This window comes from Prauserella sediminis, from assembly GCF_014195435.1.
In the GTDB taxonomy this organism is placed as follows: Bacteria; Actinomycetota; Actinomycetes; order Mycobacteriales; family Pseudonocardiaceae; genus Prauserella; species Prauserella salsuginis.
The window spans coordinates 104264-122976 of the sequence record NZ_JACIBS010000002.1 but is presented as its reverse complement, the minus strand read 5'-3'; the positions used below and the strand labels follow the sequence as shown (position 1 = coordinate 122976).

The following is an 18713-nucleotide window of genomic DNA, read 5'->3' as shown; positions in this document are numbered from 1 at the left end:
TTCGCTCGCCGGCGGGTCAGCCCCACAGGGCGCCGCCTGCGAGCAGGCCGGCGAGCGCGGCGGCGAATCCGGCGAGGACGGTCACCACGACGTTGGCGGCCGCGTGCCCGTGCCGCCGCTCGGTGATCAGGCGCACCGTGTCGTAGCCGAACGTCGAGAACGTCGTCAGCGAGCCGCACAGCCCCACCCCCGCCAGCGCGAACGCCGCGCCACCGGTGGCGCCCGTCGCCAGCACCCACGCGGTGAGGAGCCCGAGCAGCGCCGAGCCGAGCACGTTCACCGTGAGCGTGCCCCAGGGGAAGGCGGAGACACGGCCCCGCTGCAGCCGCAGGTCGATGAGATAGCGCAGGACCGCACCGGCGGCCCCGCCGAACATCACCATGGCCGCCGTCATGCCGCGCTCCGCGGGCGGTCGAGCAGCCGGCGGACACCGGCGATGCCCGCGACGACCGCCAGCACCGATGCCAGGACCGATCCCGCGGCGTAGGCGAATGCGGCGACGAGGTGCCCGTCGCGGGCGGTCGAGAGCGCGTCGAGCACATACGTCGAGAACGTCGTGAACCCGCCGAGCACGCCGACGCCCAGGAACGGCCGCAGCAGCCGGGGCGGTGCGGGCCTGCGCGTCAGGACGGCCATGAGTGCGCCGAGGGCGAGACACCCCGCGACGTTGCCCAGCAGCGTCGCCACGCCCGCGGGGGACGGCAGGGCCACCCCCAAGCCGTAGCGTGCGAGGCTGCCGAGCGCGCCGCCCGCCGCCACGGCGGGTAGCACGTCCCAGTGGCGGGTCCCGGTCATCGCCCCATCATCACCGATGGTCGCCCGCGGCCGGGCGCGGCCCACGGCCTGCCCGCCGGTCGCAGCGGCCAGGTCGTGGACCACGGCCGGCGACGGTGCCTCTGGCCGCTGGCGGGGCGGTCAGCGCCGCCAGAAGAAGTGGTGCACGACCCCGCTCGGGCTCGGTATGCGTTCCAGATGGAAGCGATCGGTCAGCTCGTCGGGTGTGTCCCAGAGGCGTTTGCCCCTGCCGAGTTCGGTGGGGGTGACGGCGATGTGCATGTCGTCGATCAGGTCCGCCTCGAGGAAGGCACGCAGGGTGGTGACGCCGCCGCCGATGCGCACGTCACCGCCGTCCGCGGTCCCCTTCGCCCGCTCCACGGCCCGCTGCGGCGTGGCGTCGAGGAAGTGGAACGTCGTCTCGCCGAGTGTCAGACTCGGCCGCGGATGGTGGGTGAGCACGAACACCGGCGTGCGGAACGGCGGCTGGTCGCCCCACCAGCCCTGCCATTCGTGATCGGACCACGGGCCGGTCTGCGGACCGAACTTGCCGCGGCCCATGATCTCGGCCCCGATGCCGTGGGCGAAGTCGCGGGTGATCCAGTCGTCGAGTCCCCGGTCGCCGCCGGGCTCGGTGCGATTGACCCAGCTGGCCGTGGCACCCGCCCAGGCGAACAGCTCGCCGGGGTCGACGTCGCCGAAAGGCCGGTCGAAGCTCTGGTCGTGGCCGGCGCCGACACCGTCGGCGGTGACGGTGATGCAGTGGACCCGGACTCGCTGTGTCATGGCGTCTCCTCGGAGGTCGTTCGTGGGCTGTGGTGAGCGCGCGGTGCGGCGCTCTTCTCGTGGTCGTCACCGGCAGCCGGTTTCGCGACACCCGCGCCCCGGAATTCTCGGTCACAATTTCCCGACATCCGATCGCCTGGGCTGTCGCGTCGGCCGGTTCGGTGACGACCCCTGGGTGTGCCGCCGCGGTGGCGGCGCACCGACCGAGGAGGAAACAGTGAAGTACGTGATCCTGATGCAGGTCGACCCTGCGGTGCTGGAGAACCTCACCGAGGAGCAGCAACAGCAGATCGGGGAGGGGCACGGCGCGTTCATGGCCGAGACCAAGGAGCGCGGTGAGTTCGTCGCGACCCAGGCGCTCGCCGATCCGAGCCGGAGCAAGGTCGTCCGCAGCGGCGCCGACGGTCCGGAGGTGACCGACGGCCCGTTCGCCGAGAGCAAGGAGTACCTGGGCGGGTTCTACCTGGTCGACGTCGCCGACGAGGCGCGCGCGCTGGAGTTGGCGAAACGGATCCCCGACGCGAGTATTCCGGGGCTGGCGCTGGAGGTGCGTCCGGTGATGTTCGCGGACCTGGGCGAGGAGTGACCGAGCGGGACCGGGCGGAGGACCCGTGGCGCGACGCGGCGCCGCGGGTCCTCGCCCGCCTGCTGCGGGCCTACGGCAGCGGCCGGTTCGACCTGTGCGAGGACGCGGTGCAGGAGGCGCTGCTCGACGCGTATCGGCAGTGGCCGGCCGCACTTCCCGACGACCCGGTGGGCTGGTTGACGTCGACCGCCCGCCGGCGGTACGTCGACCGGGTCCGCAGCGACGCACGCCGCAGGGACCGCGAGGAGCGGACGGCCCGGCTCCATCCGCCGGTACACCCGGAGGTGGCCGAACGGGACGATTCGCTGCTGGTGCTGCAGTTGTGCTGTCATCCGGACCTGCCCCCGTCGGGCCGGGTCGCGCTGACCCTGCGCGCCGTGGCGGGGCTGAGCACGACGCAGATCGCCGGCGTCTACCAGCTGCCGGAACGGACGATCGCGCAACGCATCACGCGGGCCAAGCGCAAGCTCGCCGCGGTGGGCAGGGCCTTGCCCCGGCCGGAGCATGCGACCGAGCGGCTGACGTCGGTCCTGGACGTGCTGTACGTGATGTTCACCGAAGCGCACCACACGACCGGCGGCTCGCCGCCGCGCGACGCCGACCTGGCTGCCGAGGCGATCCGCCTCGCTCGGTTGCTGCGCAGGAGCCTGCCCGATTCGGCCGAGGTGGCAGGGCTGCTGGCGCTGATGCTGCTGACCGAGGCGCGCCAGCCCGCGAGGATCGGCCAGGACGGTGGGCTGCGCCCACTCGACGAGCAGGACCGCTCACTGTGGGACCGCGCGCTGATCGACGAGGGGACGACGCTGGTCGAGCAGACCGTCCCCGGCGTCGACCCGGGGCCGTATCTGCTGCAGGCGTGCATTGCCGCGGTGCACGCAGAAGCGCCCGATACCGACCGGACGGACTGGGACGAGATCCTCGTGCTGTACCGGTTGCTGGAGGCGGCGACCGCGCACGCGAACCCGACGATCACGTTGAACCGCATCATCGCGCAGGCGATGGTCCAGGGCGACGCGGTGGGGCTCGCCGGTCTCGACGAGCTCGAGGCGCGCCGGCCCGGGCTGCCGCGGGTGGATGCGGTGCGGGCGCACCTGCTGGAACGGTCGGGGCGGGCCGACGAGGCGGTGGCCGCATACCGCCGCGCGATCGCCGCCGCGGACAACCTCGCGGAACAACGGCACCTGCGGGACCGGGTGCGGCGACTGGTTGCGAGCGACTGCTGAAGGCGTGGGCACCGGCGGTGGGCGAGCGGCTGCCGGGCGAGTGGATGCCGGGGGAGCGGCGCGGTGGCAGCGGGGCCCGGCGGCCGGGTGTTACGCCGGTCGTGCCTGTGCGGTTCGCGCTTTCGCCGGTGGTCCCTGGGGCGCCGGTCCGGTGTCGCGGGCGGCATCAGGGATGCGTTTCGCCGCACCGGCGGTGGGGTCGCCGATCTGGTGGGACGGTGCGGGCGCGGTGTGGTCGGAGCCGTTCCGCGGTGCCTCGTTCCGCTGTTCCTTGTCCCGCATCGCCGCGATCTGCGGGGTCCCGTTGCGCTGGACTCCGTTCTGCCCGTTCCCGGTTTGCGGGGTCTCCTGCTGCGCGGTCCCGTGCTGGCCGGATGTCACCGGAGTCGGCGCCTGCTGGGCTGCTGGTTGCTGTGTCCCCGGTTGCTGTGTCCCCGGCTGCCGAGTCACGGTCCGCTGGGAACCCGACTGCTGGGAACCCGACTGCTGAGCCGCGGTTCGGTGTGCCGTCTCGTTGGTCGGCTGGTTGGCGGTCCGGCCGGTGCCGTCCTGCAGACCCGGGGGCGGTGCGGCGGCGACACGCAGGGGCGTGTCAGCTGCCGGCGCGCCCTCGATGCGGCGGTCACCGGTGTCGGCGGCGCCTGCCTCGTGGATCTCGGTTTCGCCCACCGCGGCGAGACTGGCACTGATCGTGCGCTGGAACTGCCGGTGCACGTTGGCCAGTTCGTGGCGTAGCGCGTGGACGCTCTGTGTCACCGGGTCCTTGTCGGACAGCGTGCCCGTTTCGGTGGCGCGCAGCAGGACGTCGATGTGGCCGTGCAGCCGCTGGTGTACGTAGCCGAACGCGATGAGCTGGTGTTGCACCTCCAGGCTCGGCGATGTCCGGGAGAGCGCCTTGATCATGGTGTCCTGCCAGCGCTGGCAGGACTGGCGGTAGTGCCGGTTCGCGGACTGGCGGTAGTGCGGTGCCACCTGGGTGTCGAGGCCGATGCGGATGAGTTCGGTGCTGGCGTCGACCAGTTCGCGGGCGGCCATGGTGAGCGCGTAGGCCCATTCCCACTGCTCGGCCTGGGCGCTGGCTTGGTTCTCCTGTTGCGCCTGTTCGAGCTGGGTGTTGGCGAGTTTGACCTGCTCCCACGCCCAGCGCGCCTGGTCGCGGGCGCTCTCGTCGGCCTCGGCCGCTTGCCCGGCGTGGTTCTGGGTCTCGCTGGACAGGTCGCGGACCTTGACGGCCAGTCTTCGCATCTGCTGTGCCTGCCGGCGGGCCACCACGAGCTGCCAGCCGGCGAGGGACACGGCGACGACCGCCACTGCTGCCAGGCCCACCGCCACCCAGAGGGCTACCTCCGCTGTCCGCATGGGTGCCGAGGTTCTCACATTCCGTTTTGATGAACATGAGAGGTGAGGTAGGACTCACCGGTTAGGATGCGCGTTCTTACGGAGAGTGTTCCAGTTGTGTCGGTTCGCTCTCACGATCGGGACGAATCGGAACCGCGGCCACACTGCTCTCGACAGAGTTGCCCACGACCACACTGCCGGCGACGACGCCGTCGCATCCGCCGTGTCGCCGGACTCGGGTCAGGAGCGGGCGCACGCCTCGCCGGTTGTCCGGTTCAGCTCTGGCCGTGGCGGGTGTCCCGGCGGGGTGTGATGAGGCGGTCGGTGTAGCCGGCCGCGACGAGGCGCTCGTAGGCACGACGGACGTCGCCGGGGATGTGCGCAGGTGCGATCTCGCCGGATCGGCTCTGCAGCTCGAGCCGTTGCGTGTCGCCGACGAGCATCGCCGCCACGAGGTCCGGTTCGCCGATGGCGGCGAGGTAGGTGTCGAGGTCCTGGCGGGCGCCGCTGCAGCGGATGTCGACGCCCGGCCAGCGTGCCGCCGCGACGGCTTGTGCGCGGCGTTGTTGGTAGGGGCGGGAGACGAGCAGCACGCTGCGGGGCGTGACGCCCTCGGCCGTGAGCAGGGCGCGGGTGTTGTCGATGTTCTGGACGGTGCTGGTCGCCTCGGTCTCGGTGTGCACGGCCTCGTCCGGAACGCCGTGGCGTATCGCGATTTCCCGGAAGTGGACGGCCTCGCCACGCGGGAACCGCCCGGCGGTGGTGGGTGTGGTGGCGCCGGTGAACACGAGGAGCGGGAACAGGCCGCGGCAATACAGTTCGGCGGCGTGGACGGCGACGCCGCCGTCGTGGCTGCCGAGGCCGACCGCGACGTCGGCCGGTTGCAACGGATCGTCGACACGGTGGAAGTCCCAGAGCGTCTCGACATCGGCGCGGACGGGGCCGGGCCAGCCGTCACCGGGGGCGGCACGGACGTCGCGGCGGCTCGGGTCCGTCATGAGCCCATCCTCGCCGACCGAGGGCCGGAGCGGCCGCTGTGACCCCCGAATGGCTGTGGCTCACCGCACCATGCACGGATCGCGAGCGTGCATGCGCGCCGAGATCGCGAATGATGGAACCCGACAGGCGCCGATAGGCCTCGGCGGCAGGCGGCGGAGGAGTAGCGGGATGGCCGCGGACACGGACACGCTGGACGACCTGTTCGACGCACACGATCTACCGGGTCTGGAGCGGTGGGTTGCCGACCACCCGCCGCACGAGGTCGCCGACGAGCTCGCCCGCGCCGATGGAGTCAGGGCGGCCCTGCTGTTCCGGTTGCTCGACAAGGATCGCGCGCTGACGGTGTTCGAGGAGCTCGACCCGCCGGACCAGCACAAGGTGCTCGCGGAACTGCGCGGCGAGGCGTTCCGGGACGTCGTCGAGGAGATGGACCCCGACGACCGTGCGCGCCTGCTCGGCGAGGCGCCCGCGAAGTTCGCCCGGCAGGTGCTCGCCGGGCTCAGCCCGCGGAAGCGGTCGATGACGGCGGCCCTGCTCGGCTATCCGGACGGTTCCGTCGGCCGGTATATGAGCCCGGAGACCGTGGCGTTGCGGCAGCGGCGGACTGCGGGCGAAGCGCTCGGCGTGGTTCGTGAACGCGGCGCCGACGCCGAGACCGTCTACACGTTGCCGGTTACCGACGACCAACGACGGTTCGTGGGCGTGGTGTCGTTGCGCGATGTCGTGCTGAGCGACCCCGATCGGTCCGTGACCGAACTACTCAAAGAGGACTATCCGCTGGTGGAGGCCACCGACCAGGCCGAGGACGCCGCCCGCCTCATGCAGGAGGCGAACGTGCTGGCGCTGCCGGTGGTCGACAGCGAGAACCGTGTGCTGGGACTGCTCACCATCGACGACGCGTTCGAGGTCATCGAGGCGGCCGACACCGAGGACATCGCTCGGCAGGCTGCCGCGGCGCCGTGGAGTGGTCACTACATGTCGGCGAGCGTCGTGCAGTTGGCCCGATCCCGGGTGGTGTGGTTGTTGCTGCTCATCGTGGCGGCGACGTTGACGGTCAACGTGCTGCAGTTCTTCGAGGACTCACTCACGGCGGTCACCGCACTGGCTCTGTTCATCCCGTTGCTCACCGGCGCCGGCGGCAACGCGGGGTCGCAGGCGGCGACGGCGACCGTGCGCGCGCTCGCCGTCGGCGAGGTGCGCACGCGCGACCTGTTCCGCGTGGCGTGGCGGGAAAGCAGGGTGGGTCTGCTGCTCGGAGCGGCGCTCGGCGCCGTCGGATTGATGATCGGCAGCGTCCTGGTCGACATGCCGGTGGCCACGACCGTTGCCCTGTCCCTGGTCGTCATCTGCAGCTGGGCCGCCACGGTGGGCGCCACCATGCCGCTGCTGGCCAAGCGGCTCGGCATCGACCCCGCTGTGATCTCCGCGCCGCTCGTCACGACCCTGGTCGACGCCACGGGCCTGCTGATCTACTTCGTCATCGCCCATGCGGTGCTCGGCGTCTGAGGCGGTTGAGGCCGAGTGCGTCGGTACCGCGGTGCCGGCGTTCGCGCACCGGAAGACACAACTCCACCGGAAAACACAACTCCACCGGAAAACACAACTCCACCGGAAGACCACCGACGCCGCCACGTCGTGACCACCGACCCGCTCCGGCGCCGGTGCTCGGTCGCTCGGAGATGTGAGGAGCGGGCTCCTGCCGTGCCTGGCCCGCCGTCCGGTGGAGCGGCGTTGGTGGTCACGGTGTGACGCCGGTGTTGGTCACGGCGTGACGATGGCGTGGGTCACGGCGTGACGATGGCGAATCCCGGATCGGGAGGGTCGAGCACACCGAACAACCGGGCGAGTACATCGGTGGGACCGTCGATGGCCAGGTCGCCGGAACGCTCCAGCTCGTCGGGTGTCGACCGTCCGGTCACGAGCGCGATCAGCGCGCTCCGCCCGACCCTGATCCGGGCATCCGCAGGCTCTCTGCCGATGCCCGTGCCGTGGACGAGCACCCCGTTCGACAGCCGGGTCCAATGGTGCTGTTCGTCCTCGGCGGTGACCGTCCAGTCGATCCCGGCCTGCGTCGCCGCGGCGCGTGGACCGTCGACCTGGATGGCCATGCTGTCGAAGATCTGCCCCAGGCTCAGCTGCGCGAGGATGTCCGGCGACGCGGTGACGGTCGGTGTGCCGATGTTGCCGTGGCGCAGTTCGAAGGCACCGGTGAGGTAGAAGTTGCGCCAGGGGCCGTTCTCCGCTCCGAAGCCGAGCTGCTCGAACGCCGCCGCCTGCAGTTCCCGGGCCGCGGCGTTGCCGGGTTCGGCGAAGACCAGATGCCCGGTGAGTTCTGCTGCCCATCGGAAATCGCCCTCGTCGTAGGCGCGGCGCGCGACCGTCAGGAGCGCCTCGGGACCGCCCATCGCATCGACGTAGCGCCGCCCGGCCTGTTCCGGCGGGTGCTGCCACAGGTGGGCGGGATTGCCGTCGAACCAGCCCATGTAGCGCTGGTACACAGCTTTCACGTTGTGACTGATCGAACCGTAGTAGCCATGGGTGTGCCAGGCGTCCACGAGCCCGGGAGGCGGCTCGAGTATCTCGGCGATCTCGGTGCCGACATAGCCCTGGTTCAAGAGTCGCAGGGTCTGGTCGTGCTGGTAGGCGTACAGGTCGCGCTGCTCGGACAGATACGCCACGAGCTCGTCGCGGCCCCACGTCGGCCAGTGGTGCGAGGCGAACACGACATCGGCCGAGTCGGCGAACAGCTCGATCGACTCCTGGAGATAGGCGGCCCATGCGTGCGGGTCGCGGACCTGGGCGCCGCGCAGGGTCAGCAGGTTGTGCAGCGTGCGGGTGGCGTTCTCCGCCATGCACAACGCGCCGTGGTCGGGGAAGAGGAAATTCATCTCCGACGGTGCCTCCGTCCCCGGAGTGACCTGGAAGACGATGCGCACGCCGTCGAGGACCGCCTCGTGCCCCGTGGTGCCGACGTCCTGCGTGGGCGGGATCAGGGTGACCGTTCCCGTCGACACCGTCATCCCGAGACCGGCGCCCAGTTGTCCCGTGGCCCCGATAGGCAGAGCCGCGCCATACATGTACGCCGCGCGGCGAGCCATGGCGGTCCCGGCGTAGACGTTCTCGGCCACCGCATGCTCGAGGAAGCCCTCGGGGGCCAGGATCGGCACCGCTCCGGAGGTCACGTCGTCGTCGGTGATCACACCCCGCACGCCGCCGAAGTGGTCGGCGTGGCTGTGCGTGTAGATCACCGCCGTGACCGGCCGGTCGCCGCGGTGCCTGCGGTAGAGGGCCAGTGCGGCGGCTGCGGTCTCGGCGCAGAGCAGGGGGTCGATGACGATGATCCCCTCGCGGCCCTCGACCACGGTCATGTTCGACAGATCCAGCCCGCGCACCTGGTAGATGCCGCCCGTGACCTCGTAGAGGCCGTGCCGGGCGACCAGCTGGGCCTGCCGCCACAGGCTGGGGTTCACGGTGTCCGGCCGCGGGCTCCGCAGGACGTCCGCCCACGCGTCGGCATCCCAGACCACCCTGCCGTCGTCCGCACGCACCTGCGCGGGCCGGATCGTGCCGATGAAACCACGGTCGGCGTTGCGGGTGTCGGTGGTGTCGGAGAACGGGAGGCGGTCCTGAAGGTCGGCGTTCGCGGCGGCGACGCCCGCGCTGGCGACGGTGTCGGTCATGGGACTGTCGTTCCTTTCCGGATGACGAGAGGCCGCGGTCATGGCAGCCGGTGGCCGCGCCCGTGATTGTCAGCGGATCGCCCCTCGACCGGCGTCATCCGCCGCGGGTGAGCGGCGGGCCGTCGCGCCGAGCGTGGTGCGTCAGCCGGGATCCGTATCGCCGGACGAGAATTCGGGAACACGCTGCAGCGCGACGAGGCGGAGCCCGAGATTGCCCAGCAGCCCGATGATGCCCTGGAGATGCGCATCGTCGGTCACGACTCCGTAGATGATGGTCTCGGGCGGTGCCGGCACGACCTCGAGCGGGCCGAGTTGCCCGACGGCGTGCCGGGTGCTTTCTGACATGTGTCCGCTCACGCGGAACTCGTAGCGGGTCGGCGGCACCGGTCCCCTCCTTCGGGTGACGCGTGCGGTGACTACCGGGTGGCCGGTTTGCCGGCGTGCACCACGACGGCCCAGATCACGAGGACGTCCAGGGCGATCGCGACGAGTGACCACGCCGGGAAGGCGGGCAGGAACGCGACCTGGGCGAGTGCGTTCAGCCCGGCCAGTCCAGCGGCGACCGCTCGTGCCCAGGTCGCGCCGGTGGTGAGCGCGACACCGGCGAGGACGGCGGCGCCCCCGATGATGAGGTGGATCCAGCCCCACCCGGTCAGGTCGAAGACCAGCAGACCTGCGGAACCGACCAGGTAGTAATCCTGCTCGAACAGTGCGACCAGCCCGAAGAGCACATTGAACAGTCCGACCAGGACCAACATGATGCTGGCGAACGCGACCCAGCCGGCCCCCTGCTCGGGGTGCAGGTCGTCGATCCGGCTCGTGCCGCTGCCGCCGCGATGGGTGCCCGGATGTGTCTCGCTCATGCTCGTCTCCCGTGTGCGCCTGCCGATGGTGCTCCGGTCCGGGTTCCACACTGCGCCGTGTCCCGCGTGCCCGGGTCACCCGTCGTTGGTGAATCGGGCGGCGATTCGCGCGCTCCGCCGTGCGGTGTGACCGTGGAGGGGAGCGCGTCGGGAGGAGAGTGCCGCAGTGGAGCACGATGTCCCGCGCCGTAGCCGGGTGCCGAGGCTGAAGACCGCGGTGCCGGCTCTCGCGCCGAACCTCGTGACACGCGAACGGTTGTCGGCGGTCCTCGACCGCGCACCGAGCGCGGGTGTCGTGTGGGTGTGTGCGCCTGCGGGAACCGGTAAGACCACGCTGCTGACCCAATGGTGCGGCGGGCGGGCCGGTGCCACCCCGGTGTGGGTGTCATTGGACGCCGACGACAACGACGAGCCGCGATTCTGGTCGGCGCTGCTGCAGGCGGTGGAGACCGGTGTGCCGTCCGTCCGCGAGCGCCCGGTGTCCGTCCCTGCGCATCCGAGCGAGGACCCGGAGTTCCTCGCGACGATCGCCGAGGCTCTGGGCAGTGTGGCCGGCGGTGCCGTCCTCGTACTCGACGATGTCCACGAGCTCACGAATCAGGCGACGTTGCACGGCCTGGCCGGTGTGCTGCGGGGCCTGCCTCGGACCGCGCGAGTGGTGCTGTCCGGGCGTGCGGTCCCGGGCGCGCCGCTGACCCGGAAGGGTCTCGGGGTGAGCGTGACGGAAGTGTCGGCCGAGCAGCTACGGTTCACGGCCGGCGAGGCCGCACACCTGCTCGCCGAGGCGCAGCCGGATGCGCCACCCGGCACACTGCCCGAGCTGATGCGGCGCACGGAAGGGTGGGCCGCGGGGTTGCGGCACGCGGCCCTGGAGCTGCGCGCGCACGCCGGTGACGGCCGGGATATGGCGGCGCCGGCTGCGGTGCGGGCCCTGCCCGCGGCCGGCCACATCGCCGATGAGGTGTTGTCGGCGATGGGGGAGCGGGACCGGCAACTGGTGGCCGCGCTGAGCGTGTGCGACGAGGTGAGCCCGGAACTCGCCGCGGCGCTGTCGGGCCGTCCCGACACCGAGGCGCGGCTCGCGGCTCTCGAACGTGGGTCCGTCGTCGCCCGGCGACAGGTCCCCGGCGGCACGCGGTATCGCCTCCGTGCGCCGTTCCGTGAGCACGCACGCGCCGTGCTGTACCGACGGGATCCGGAACGTGCGGCACGACTGGCCGGGGTGGCGGCGGAGTGGTACGCCGCGGGGGCGGAACCGGCGGCGGCACTGGCCCACGCGTGCGCCTCGCGGCAATCCGGCACGATCCGCGCCGTACTGCGCCGATGCGCGATCCCGGCGGTGCTCGCGGGCGAACACGACCTCGTGCGGCGGGCGTTGGCGGCACTTCCCGCCGAAACCGCGGCGGGGGACGGGCTCCTCGCTCTCGTCGCCGCCTTCGTGCGGGTGGAGGCGGGCGAGGCGGAACTGGCCGAACTGGACCTCGTCCGGGCGGACGCGCTGGTGCGTTACCGCGCCGGCACGGAAACGGACACCCTGCGGCGCCTCGTCGGAGCGCGGATCCGCCGCATCACCGGCCAACCCGACGACGGCGGGGACAACGGCGATGCCGCACGGGTCGTGCCGTCGTCCCCGCTGGAGGCGATGGTGCAGCTCCACCGGGCCGACCTGCTGCTGTGCCGGGACAGGCCCGGCGAAGCCGGTGAGCTGGCGGACTCCGCACTGCGCGCGGCCAGGGCCGGGCGTGCGGATTACGTGGTGGCCCGGTGCCTGACCACCCTGAGCGGGGTCGCTGCGCTTCGCGGGGATTTCCGGTCGATGACCGAGTTGGCATCGAATGCCGCCGCGGCCGACGCGGAGGGACCGTGGGAGGCGGGAACGGCCGCGGCGGAGGCACACCTGCTGCTCGGCTACGGCGCCCTGCTCCGTGCGGAGCTGCGTTGCTGCCTGCAGCACGTCGACGAGGTCCTCCGGCTGCTGGACCGACACCGGACGGGTGCACACGGGACACGGCTTGTCGCGACGACCCTGCGCGGTGCCGCCGAGTCCGAGCGGGGCGAACGGACGCGCGGGCTGCACCGGGTGTGCTCCGCGCGTGACGCGGCCGACACCGGCCGGGCACCCGGCATCGCGGTGCTGCTCTGCGGTTTCCTCGAACATCGGCTCGCCCTGGACCTGCACCGCCCCGACGTCGCGGTGCGGGCCCGGGAGCGGTGCCACGAGGTGGCCCCGGGCAGCGGCGAGATCGCCGTGATGCGGGCGCGCGAGCAGCTCGCCTCGGGACGCCACGGACCTGCGGCGCGAGTGCTCAGGCCGGCGCTGACGGAGCGTCTTCCGATGGCTCTGCCGTGGTCGACAGTGTGCGCGGCGCTGGCCGACGCCGAGATCCAGCAGCTCGCGGGCCGGTCCCGGGAGGCCGAACGCGCGCTGGTGCGGGCGATGGAGCACGCGCAGTCCCAGAATGTGCTCTACCCGCTCGTGGTCGCACCGCCGTTGATCGGGGATGTGCTGGAGACCGGTCTCGGCCGATTCGGCGCATGCGAGCCGTTGGCGCGCAGGGTCGCCGCCGCACGCCGTGGTCTGCCTCAGCTGGCTCCGCTCACGCTGACCGAGCGGGAGCGCGCGGTACTGGGTCTGTTGCCGACCGCGCTCTCGCTGGAGGAGATCGCCGACGACCTCACGGTGTCGCTGAACACGGTCAAGACGCACACGCGGGCCATCTATCTCAAGCTTGGGGTCACCAAGCGCGCCGACGCCGTGGGTGTCGCGCGGGCACACGGACTCCTCGACGATGTGCACCTCACCGTCGCCGGGTGAGGATTCCGCCCCCGCGGGAGCGTCCGCACGCGGGCGCGGTGGCGGCGTCGCGGGTGTGGCAGCGCGGCGAGCCTGTGGAGGTGACAGCAGGGGAGAGCGGAACGCGCCGTCTGCGGTCGTCGGGCACCAGGGGCGTGACACGGTCACGCGAGCGGTGAACGACCCGCGGCAGCACGTCCCGGATTGGCCTATCGTCGGTCGCGTGGGAGCTTCGCGGTCCACGGGGACGTGTCGGCACGGCCCGGTACCGCACACCAAGATCGCTGTCCCGGCTGTGGCGGCCATGTCACTCACCCGTGAGGACTTGTTCGCTGCGCTCGACGACGCCGTCGAACGTTGCCCGGTCACGCTGGTGTGCGCCCCCGCCGGGTACGGGAAGACCAGCCTGCTCGCCGGCTGGGTCGCGGCGAGCGGCGCCGCGGCCGCATGGGTCTTGGCCGATCGTCGCGACGACGACCCCCAACGGCTGTTCTGTGCCATGGCGCGCACGATCCGCCGGCATTGCCCGGTCCCGCGAGGAAACGGGCTGCACGGCTGGAGCCATCGAGCGGGGGACCAGGCGGACACTGTCGCCGAGTTGCTCGACGCGGTGGGGGAATTGCCGGGCCGGATTCGGCTGGTCGTCGACGATGTGCACGAGATCTCGGATCCCTCGGTCTGGCACGGCATCGAGACCATGATCCGGTACCAGCCGGACAATCTGCGGCTGGTGCTGTCGAGCAGGGCGGACCCGCCGTTGCCGTTGGCGCGACTGCGGTTGCGCGGTGAGCTGGCCGAGCTGCGCGCGGGCGACCTGAGATTCGCCGAGCCGGAGGCCGATGCGCTGCTGCGCCGCGCCGGCGTCGTACTCGAGGCCGGAAGGCTCACGCGGCTCGTGGAGCGCACGGCAGGCTGGCCGGCCGGACTGCGCATGGTCGCCCGTGCGTTGCAGCACGACCCGGACCGAGCCGGGTTCGTCGACGACTTCGCCGTGAACGATCAGTCCGTGGCGGCGTTTCTGATGGGAGAAGTGCTGGCGGGAATGCCGGAGGGGACCGCAGAGGTTCTCCGGGCCGTCAGCGTCTGCGCCGAGGTGAGTCCGAGGGTGGCCGCGGCACTGTCGGGCCGACCGGATGCCGGGTCCGTCCTCGCCGATCTGGAGTGGGAGGGGGCTTTCGTCGCTCGTGTCGGGCAGCGGGAACCCCGGTATCGGGTCCATCCGATGTGGCGCTCGTTCCTGTACGGCGACGTGCGGCGGCGCCGCCCCGACGCGGTCGGCCGACTGCATGCGACGGCGGCCGCCGGACTGGCGAGTGAGGGGCTGCTGCCGGACGCGCTGGACGAGGCGGCGCGGTGTGACGACTCCGGGTTCCTGGTGCGCCTGCTCGTGCGGTACGGGCCCGTGCTGCTGTTCCGCGGCGAGGGTGACGCCGTGCGGCGGGCGCTGGAAGTCGCCGAGCGAGATCCGAGGGCGCGGAACGATCCACGCCTGCTTGTGGTGTCGGCGATCGCCGACCTGCAGGCCGGACGGCCGCCCGCGGATGCGGCTGCCACCGCATCCGCGCCGGCGACCGGCTCCGACGCCGACGGCATGGTGAGAACCCTGCTCCGTTCCGCGCTGGCGCTGTCCCGGGGCGGCGAGCCGGAGCAGGTTCCCGATACGGCCGGGACCGGCCGACCCGAACTGCAGGCCTGGGCATGGTTGAACCGCGGTTGGATCGCGCTGCGCGACGGCCGGGTCGATGCCGCGCGTGAGGCGCTGCGGGCTGCGCAGCGCCTCGCGGAGGAGCACGGCCTGCCCGGGATCCTGTCGCATGTACAGCCCGCCCGGGAGTCGGCCGCGTGGCTCGCCGGGGACCTCGCGGATGCGGCGGCCGCGCACGAGGCCCGGGAGGGGAGCGCCGAGCCGGGTGGTCAGGATGTGTCGCTGTTGCTGCACCGGCTCACCGGTGCGTTCTTCCAGCTGCTTCGAGCGGAGCCCGACGCGGCCCGCCGGTCGATCGGTGATGCGGCCGAGGTCGACCTGACGAGACATCCGGTCCTGGCCTACCTCGTCGAGGTGGTCAACGGAACGTGCGCGATGGACGGCGGGAAGCGCTCCGCAGGCTTGTGGCGGTTGCGCAGGGCGCGGACGACGCTCGGGACGATACCGGTGCCGGCTCCGGTCGCCGCCGTGGGAGCGCTGGCCGAAGCCGGCGGCGCCGTACTGGCCGGGGACGAATCGGCTGCCCGTGAGACGGCCGACTGGCTGTGCGAGCGGGTCGGACCGAGCGCGGAGGTGGCACTCATCCGCGCGTGGACGGCGGGGGTACCCGTCGGCGTGCCCGACTCCGGCGGCGCGGGCAGTCGGGCGGTCCTGCCGGTGCTGACCGAGGTGCACGGCCGGGTGCACGACATCGGCCTGGCGTTGAGTTCGGGGCGCCGGACGCATGCGTTCGAGCTCCTCCACGTCGCGTTGCGCACCGCAGAGCCGGTTCACCTGATCAGGCCGTTCGCGGTGGCAGACCGGCGAATCGCCCGGCTGCTGGTCGAGCATGCCGGTGGCTTCGCTTCGCTGGAGCCGTTCGGCCTGGCGATCCGGCAGGCGGTTTTCGGCGCAGGCCGGAGCGGCGCCGGTGACGGAGGCGTGGGGCTGACCGCTCGTGAACGGGACGTGCTCGGCCACCTGAGCTCGATGCGTTCCCTGGAGGAGCTCGCCGCGACACTCGGGGTCTCGGTGAACACGGTCAAGACACACGTGCGGTCCGTCTACGCCAAGCTCGGAGTCCACACCAGGCGAGGGGCGTTGGCCGAGGCTCGGCAGCGGGGGCTGGTCGACGTGCCCGCCGGTGACGTCCGGGTGCCTCACCCACGCCGGATGAGGCATCCGGACCCGGACGTCGCGCACGATACGGCGGAGGGCTGAAGGGAGGCGGGTCATGACCGCGAAACCGGGCCCGCACCGACGTTTCCACATCGGACCACGCCAGGTCGTGGCACTGCTCGTCGCCGTGGTCGTGGTGCTGTTCGTCGTGCAGAACCGCGACGTCGTGGACATGCACCTGTTCACGATCGTGGTGTCGGCGCCGTTGTGGACCGCGTTGGTCGTCGTGGCCGCGTTGGGGGCGCTCGCAGGGTTCCTGCTGACCCGGAAACGGTGACCGCGCGAGGCGACCCCTGACATTCGCGTCCCGGAAGGGCCGGTCACGAAGGACAGCCGTGCCGGAATGCCGCAGAGTCCGCGTCGTCGGGGGAGGCAGGGGCTCGCCGCGGGTTTCTCATCCGGTACGGACGAGGTGTGCCGCAGCGGTGCCGGTTAACGTCGCCGCCATGACGGCCGGCTCGGACCTCGTGGTGCGCGGAATGCCGCGCGCGGTCGTGTTGCTGATCGGCGCGGCGTCGGCCGTCGTGGTCCTCGCCGGACTGATGGCGGCGTCCTGGCTGGTCGGTCCGCTGTTTCTCGCCCTGGTCGTCGTCATCACCGTGAGTCCGGCATCGCAGTTGTTGCGCAGGTGGGGACTGCCGGCCTGGGTCGCGACGTCCGTGCTCGTGCTGCTGGTGTACGCGCTGCTCGCCGGACTGGTCGGGGTGCTGGTCGTGTCGGTCGCGCAGCTGGCCGCATTGCTGCCCCGCTACACCGCGCGCGCCGACGACCTGGTGTCGTCGGCCACCGCGGCACTGGGCAGATTCGGCGTGGATGCGGAACATCTCCGGCCCGCGACGTCCAGTCTGGACCTGAACCGGGTGCTGGGATACGTCCAGGCCGTGCTGTCCTCTGTGACCGGGGTGGGCGCGAGTGTGCTCTTCCTGCTCGCATTGCTGTTGTTCCTCAGCATGGAAGCGACCGGCGCCGATGCCCGTCACGGTGCCGTGAGCGCCGACCGGCCCGGGATCGGCACCGCGATCGCGGGATTCGTTCGGGGCACTCGGCGGTACATGCTCGTGACGACGGTGTTCGGCCTGATCGTCGCCGTGCTGGACGGTGTCGCCCTGTGGTTGTTGGGTATCCCGCTGCCGGTGCTGTGGGCGCTGCTCGCGTTCATGACGAACTACATCCCCAACGTCGGGTTCGTGCTGGGTGTCGCGCCACCGGCGATTCTCGGTCTGCTGGAGGGCGACTGGCGTCTCATGGTCGGCGTCATCGCCGTCTACGTCGTGCTCAACTTCGTCGTGCAGTCGGTGATCCAGCCTCGGTTCGTGGGTAACGCGGTGGGGCTGTCGACGATCGCGACGTTCCTGTCGCTGGTGCTGTGGGGGTGGGTTCTCGGACCGGTCGGGGCGATCCTCGCGGTGCCGCTGACCCTGTTGACGAAGGCGGTGCTGGTCGACGTGGATCCCCGGGCCCGGTGGGTCGACGCGCTGCTGGCCAGTAGCGCACTCGTGGCTGTTCCCCGGGCGCCGCAACCCGGTCCGTCGGATGCCGCCCCGCCGCCTGCGGCCGCCCCGCAGTCGGAAGCTGATCCGCCGTCGGACGGTGATCGGCGGGACGGATCGACCTGAGTCGGGAACGAACACCCGACGGCCGGCTGAGTCGCCGCGTGCCGCTGCGGATAGTTCGATCCTGGGGTTCTTCGTGAGGTGGATGGTGGGGAACCGGTCTCGAGTGGTGCGCGTGAGCCAACTCGCCGTCGTGGGTCCCCACGTGGTCCCAAGACGAAGGCTGTGCAGATCGGGGGCCGGCACACGAAAAGCCACTGATCTCAACAGCAAGAAGCCCCTGACCTCGAAAAATCCGAGATCAGGGGCTTCTTCCCGCCGGTCGGGCTGACAGGATTTGAACCTGCGACCCCTTGACCCCCAGTCAAGTGCGCTACCAAACTGCGCCACAGCCCGGCCATCACCTCGCGTCGAGGCGATGTCGGTACTGTACCGCGTCCGCGACAGCCGCCTCACAGCGGGTCGCCGAAGATCAGGCACCGTCGACTGCGCTGCGGAGCCGCGGCGAGGACCACGCCGGTACGCAGGCGCGACCGCCAGCGGCCACGTGCCCGCGTCTGCAGGTGGCTGGCTCATCGCGCTCGACCGGTGGCGCGCACTCGACCCCGCGGACTGCTCCGAACAGGGGATGGGACGGCCGAGTGGTGTGCTCACGGCGGTGCGCTCGGACACACCCGGCGGCCGCGGCCGTTTCCGCGGCGAGCGCTCCCGGCTACCCGATGAAGGCATCTCTCGCAGGGTGAAGGGAGACCGACATGCCTGACGACGCCTTTCTGGCCTTCCTCGTGCTGGGCGCGCTGATGATCGTGGCGGACGGTCAGATCCTGTACCGCAGCGGGAAGCGTTACTTGTCCGATGTGGACGACACCAGGGCGGGTTCGCAGGCCCGCCTCGCCAGCGTGCTGTTCCATCTGCTGATGCTCGGCGTGCTGGCACTGGTGGCCGTGCTCGACCTCGGCTTCGGCGGCGGAGTCCTGCGCGCGACCGTCGGCAACCTGGGCGTGCTCCTCCTGTTGCTCGCCGCCGCGCACGCGGTCACGATGACCGTGCTGGCGAACATGCACGAGACCGTCCTCGTCGAGGAACGCCTCGACGCACCGGGCCGTGCCGCGGGGGATCGGCGGGCGCGGCGGCAGGCAGGACCCGTCGTGGCACCGGTGCCGGGACAGCGCGGCCGCGACCCGCAGCTGAGCCCGTCCATCGAGGACCATGCCGAATGACCCGCTGCTATCCGGGACGACCTACAGCGCCGCC

Annotated in this window: 16 protein-coding genes and 1 tRNA gene; 8 read left to right on the top strand and 9 right to left on the bottom strand. The window is 71.7% G+C overall.

Features of this window, described 5'->3' with window-relative positions:
* Positions 1-16: 16 nt before the first annotated feature.
* The 3 genes from crcB to FB384_RS18950 form a co-directional block, all read right to left on the bottom strand.
* Positions 17-394 carry a fluoride efflux transporter CrcB gene (gene crcB, locus FB384_RS18960; protein WP_183785966.1) on the bottom strand — a complete coding sequence of 126 codons (378 nt, stop codon included), beginning with the start codon at positions 392-394 and terminating at the stop codon, positions 17-19.
* Positions 391-795 (bottom strand): fluoride efflux transporter FluC, encoded by a 405-nt coding sequence (locus FB384_RS18955; protein WP_183786392.1) that lies wholly within the window; start codon positions 793-795, stop codon positions 391-393. The genes crcB and FB384_RS18955 overlap by 4 nt, the downstream gene beginning before the upstream one ends.
* A gap of 120 nt (positions 796-915) precedes the next feature.
* Complete coding sequence (locus FB384_RS18950; protein WP_183785964.1) at positions 916-1560, bottom strand: dihydrofolate reductase family protein; 645 nt, start codon at positions 1558-1560, stop codon at positions 916-918.
* 217 nt (positions 1561-1777) lie between these two features.
* On the opposite strand from FB384_RS18950, the gene FB384_RS18945 reads away from it, so the two are divergent.
* Together FB384_RS18945 and FB384_RS18940 are read left to right on the top strand one after the other, a co-directional pair.
* The gene (locus FB384_RS18945) at positions 1778-2146 is read left to right on the top strand and encodes a YciI family protein (protein WP_183785962.1); all 369 of its coding nucleotides are present in this window, start codon (positions 1778-1780) and stop codon (positions 2144-2146) included.
* The gene (locus FB384_RS18940; protein ID WP_183785960.1) at positions 2143-3369 is read left to right on the top strand and encodes an RNA polymerase sigma factor; all 1227 of its coding nucleotides are present in this window, start codon (positions 2143-2145) and stop codon (positions 3367-3369) included. Before FB384_RS18945 ends, FB384_RS18940 begins: the two co-directional genes overlap by 4 nt.
* Before the next feature lie 90 nt (positions 3370-3459).
* Here the strand turns inward: FB384_RS18940 and FB384_RS18935 are convergent, their stop codons facing one another.
* The gene (locus tag FB384_RS18935; RefSeq protein ID WP_183785958.1) at positions 3460-4728 is read right to left on the bottom strand and encodes a hypothetical protein; all 1269 of its coding nucleotides are present in this window, start codon (positions 4726-4728) and stop codon (positions 3460-3462) included.
* 254 nt (positions 4729-4982) lie between these two features.
* Positions 4983-5705 (bottom strand): YdcF family protein, encoded by a 723-nt coding sequence (locus tag FB384_RS18930; protein WP_183785956.1) that lies wholly within the window; start codon positions 5703-5705, stop codon positions 4983-4985.
* A 169-nt stretch (positions 5706-5874) separates the two neighbouring features.
* Between FB384_RS18930 and mgtE the strand changes: the two genes are divergently transcribed.
* A complete protein-coding gene (gene mgtE / locus FB384_RS18925) occupies positions 5875-7212 on the top strand; it encodes a magnesium transporter (protein WP_183785954.1) in 1338 nt (445 codons plus the stop codon).
* Positions 7213-7490: 278 nt separating this feature from the next.
* Here the strand turns inward: mgtE and FB384_RS18920 are convergent, their stop codons facing one another.
* From FB384_RS18920 to FB384_RS18910, 3 genes are all read right to left on the bottom strand, one after another.
* On the bottom strand, positions 7491-9386 hold the full coding sequence (locus tag FB384_RS18920; protein WP_183785952.1) for an alkyl/aryl-sulfatase: 1896 nt from the start codon (positions 9384-9386) through the stop codon (positions 7491-7493).
* 141 nt (positions 9387-9527) lie between these two features.
* Positions 9528-9770, bottom strand: a complete 243-nt coding sequence (locus FB384_RS18915) for a hypothetical protein (protein WP_183785950.1) — start codon at positions 9768-9770, stop codon at positions 9528-9530.
* Between the two features lie 32 nt (positions 9771-9802).
* A complete protein-coding gene (locus FB384_RS18910) occupies positions 9803-10249 on the bottom strand; it encodes a DUF7144 family membrane protein (protein WP_221213382.1) in 447 nt (148 codons plus the stop codon).
* A gap of 166 nt (positions 10250-10415) precedes the next feature.
* On the opposite strand from FB384_RS18910, the gene FB384_RS27355 reads away from it, so the two are divergent.
* The 4 genes from FB384_RS27355 to FB384_RS18890 all read left to right on the top strand — a co-directional run bounded on the left by FB384_RS27355 (position 10416) and on the right by FB384_RS18890 (position 17522).
* Positions 10416-13064 (top strand): LuxR C-terminal-related transcriptional regulator, encoded by a 2649-nt coding sequence (locus FB384_RS27355; protein WP_183785948.1) that lies wholly within the window; start codon positions 10416-10418, stop codon positions 13062-13064.
* A gap of 283 nt (positions 13065-13347) precedes the next feature.
* Entirely contained in the window at positions 13348-15948 is a 2601-nt protein-coding gene (locus FB384_RS18900; RefSeq protein ID WP_183785946.1) for a LuxR C-terminal-related transcriptional regulator, read from the top strand.
* Between the two features lie 13 nt (positions 15949-15961).
* On the top strand, positions 15962-16183 hold the full coding sequence (locus FB384_RS18895) for a LapA family protein (RefSeq protein WP_183785944.1): 222 nt from the start codon (positions 15962-15964) through the stop codon (positions 16181-16183).
* A gap of 169 nt (positions 16184-16352) precedes the next feature.
* On the top strand, positions 16353-17522 hold the full coding sequence (locus FB384_RS18890; RefSeq protein ID WP_228726482.1) for an AI-2E family transporter: 1170 nt from the start codon (positions 16353-16355) through the stop codon (positions 17520-17522).
* Positions 17523-17781: 259 nt separating this feature from the next.
* On the opposite strand, the gene FB384_RS18885 is transcribed toward FB384_RS18890, so the two are convergent.
* Positions 17782-17855: transfer RNA gene (locus tag FB384_RS18885), tRNA-Pro, on the bottom strand.
* 359 nt (positions 17856-18214) lie between these two features.
* Here FB384_RS18885 and FB384_RS18880 point away from each other — a divergent pair.
* Positions 18215-18679 (top strand): hypothetical protein, encoded by a 465-nt coding sequence (locus FB384_RS18880; protein ID WP_183785942.1) that lies wholly within the window; start codon positions 18215-18217, stop codon positions 18677-18679.
* The last annotated feature ends 34 nt before the right edge of the window (positions 18680-18713 follow it).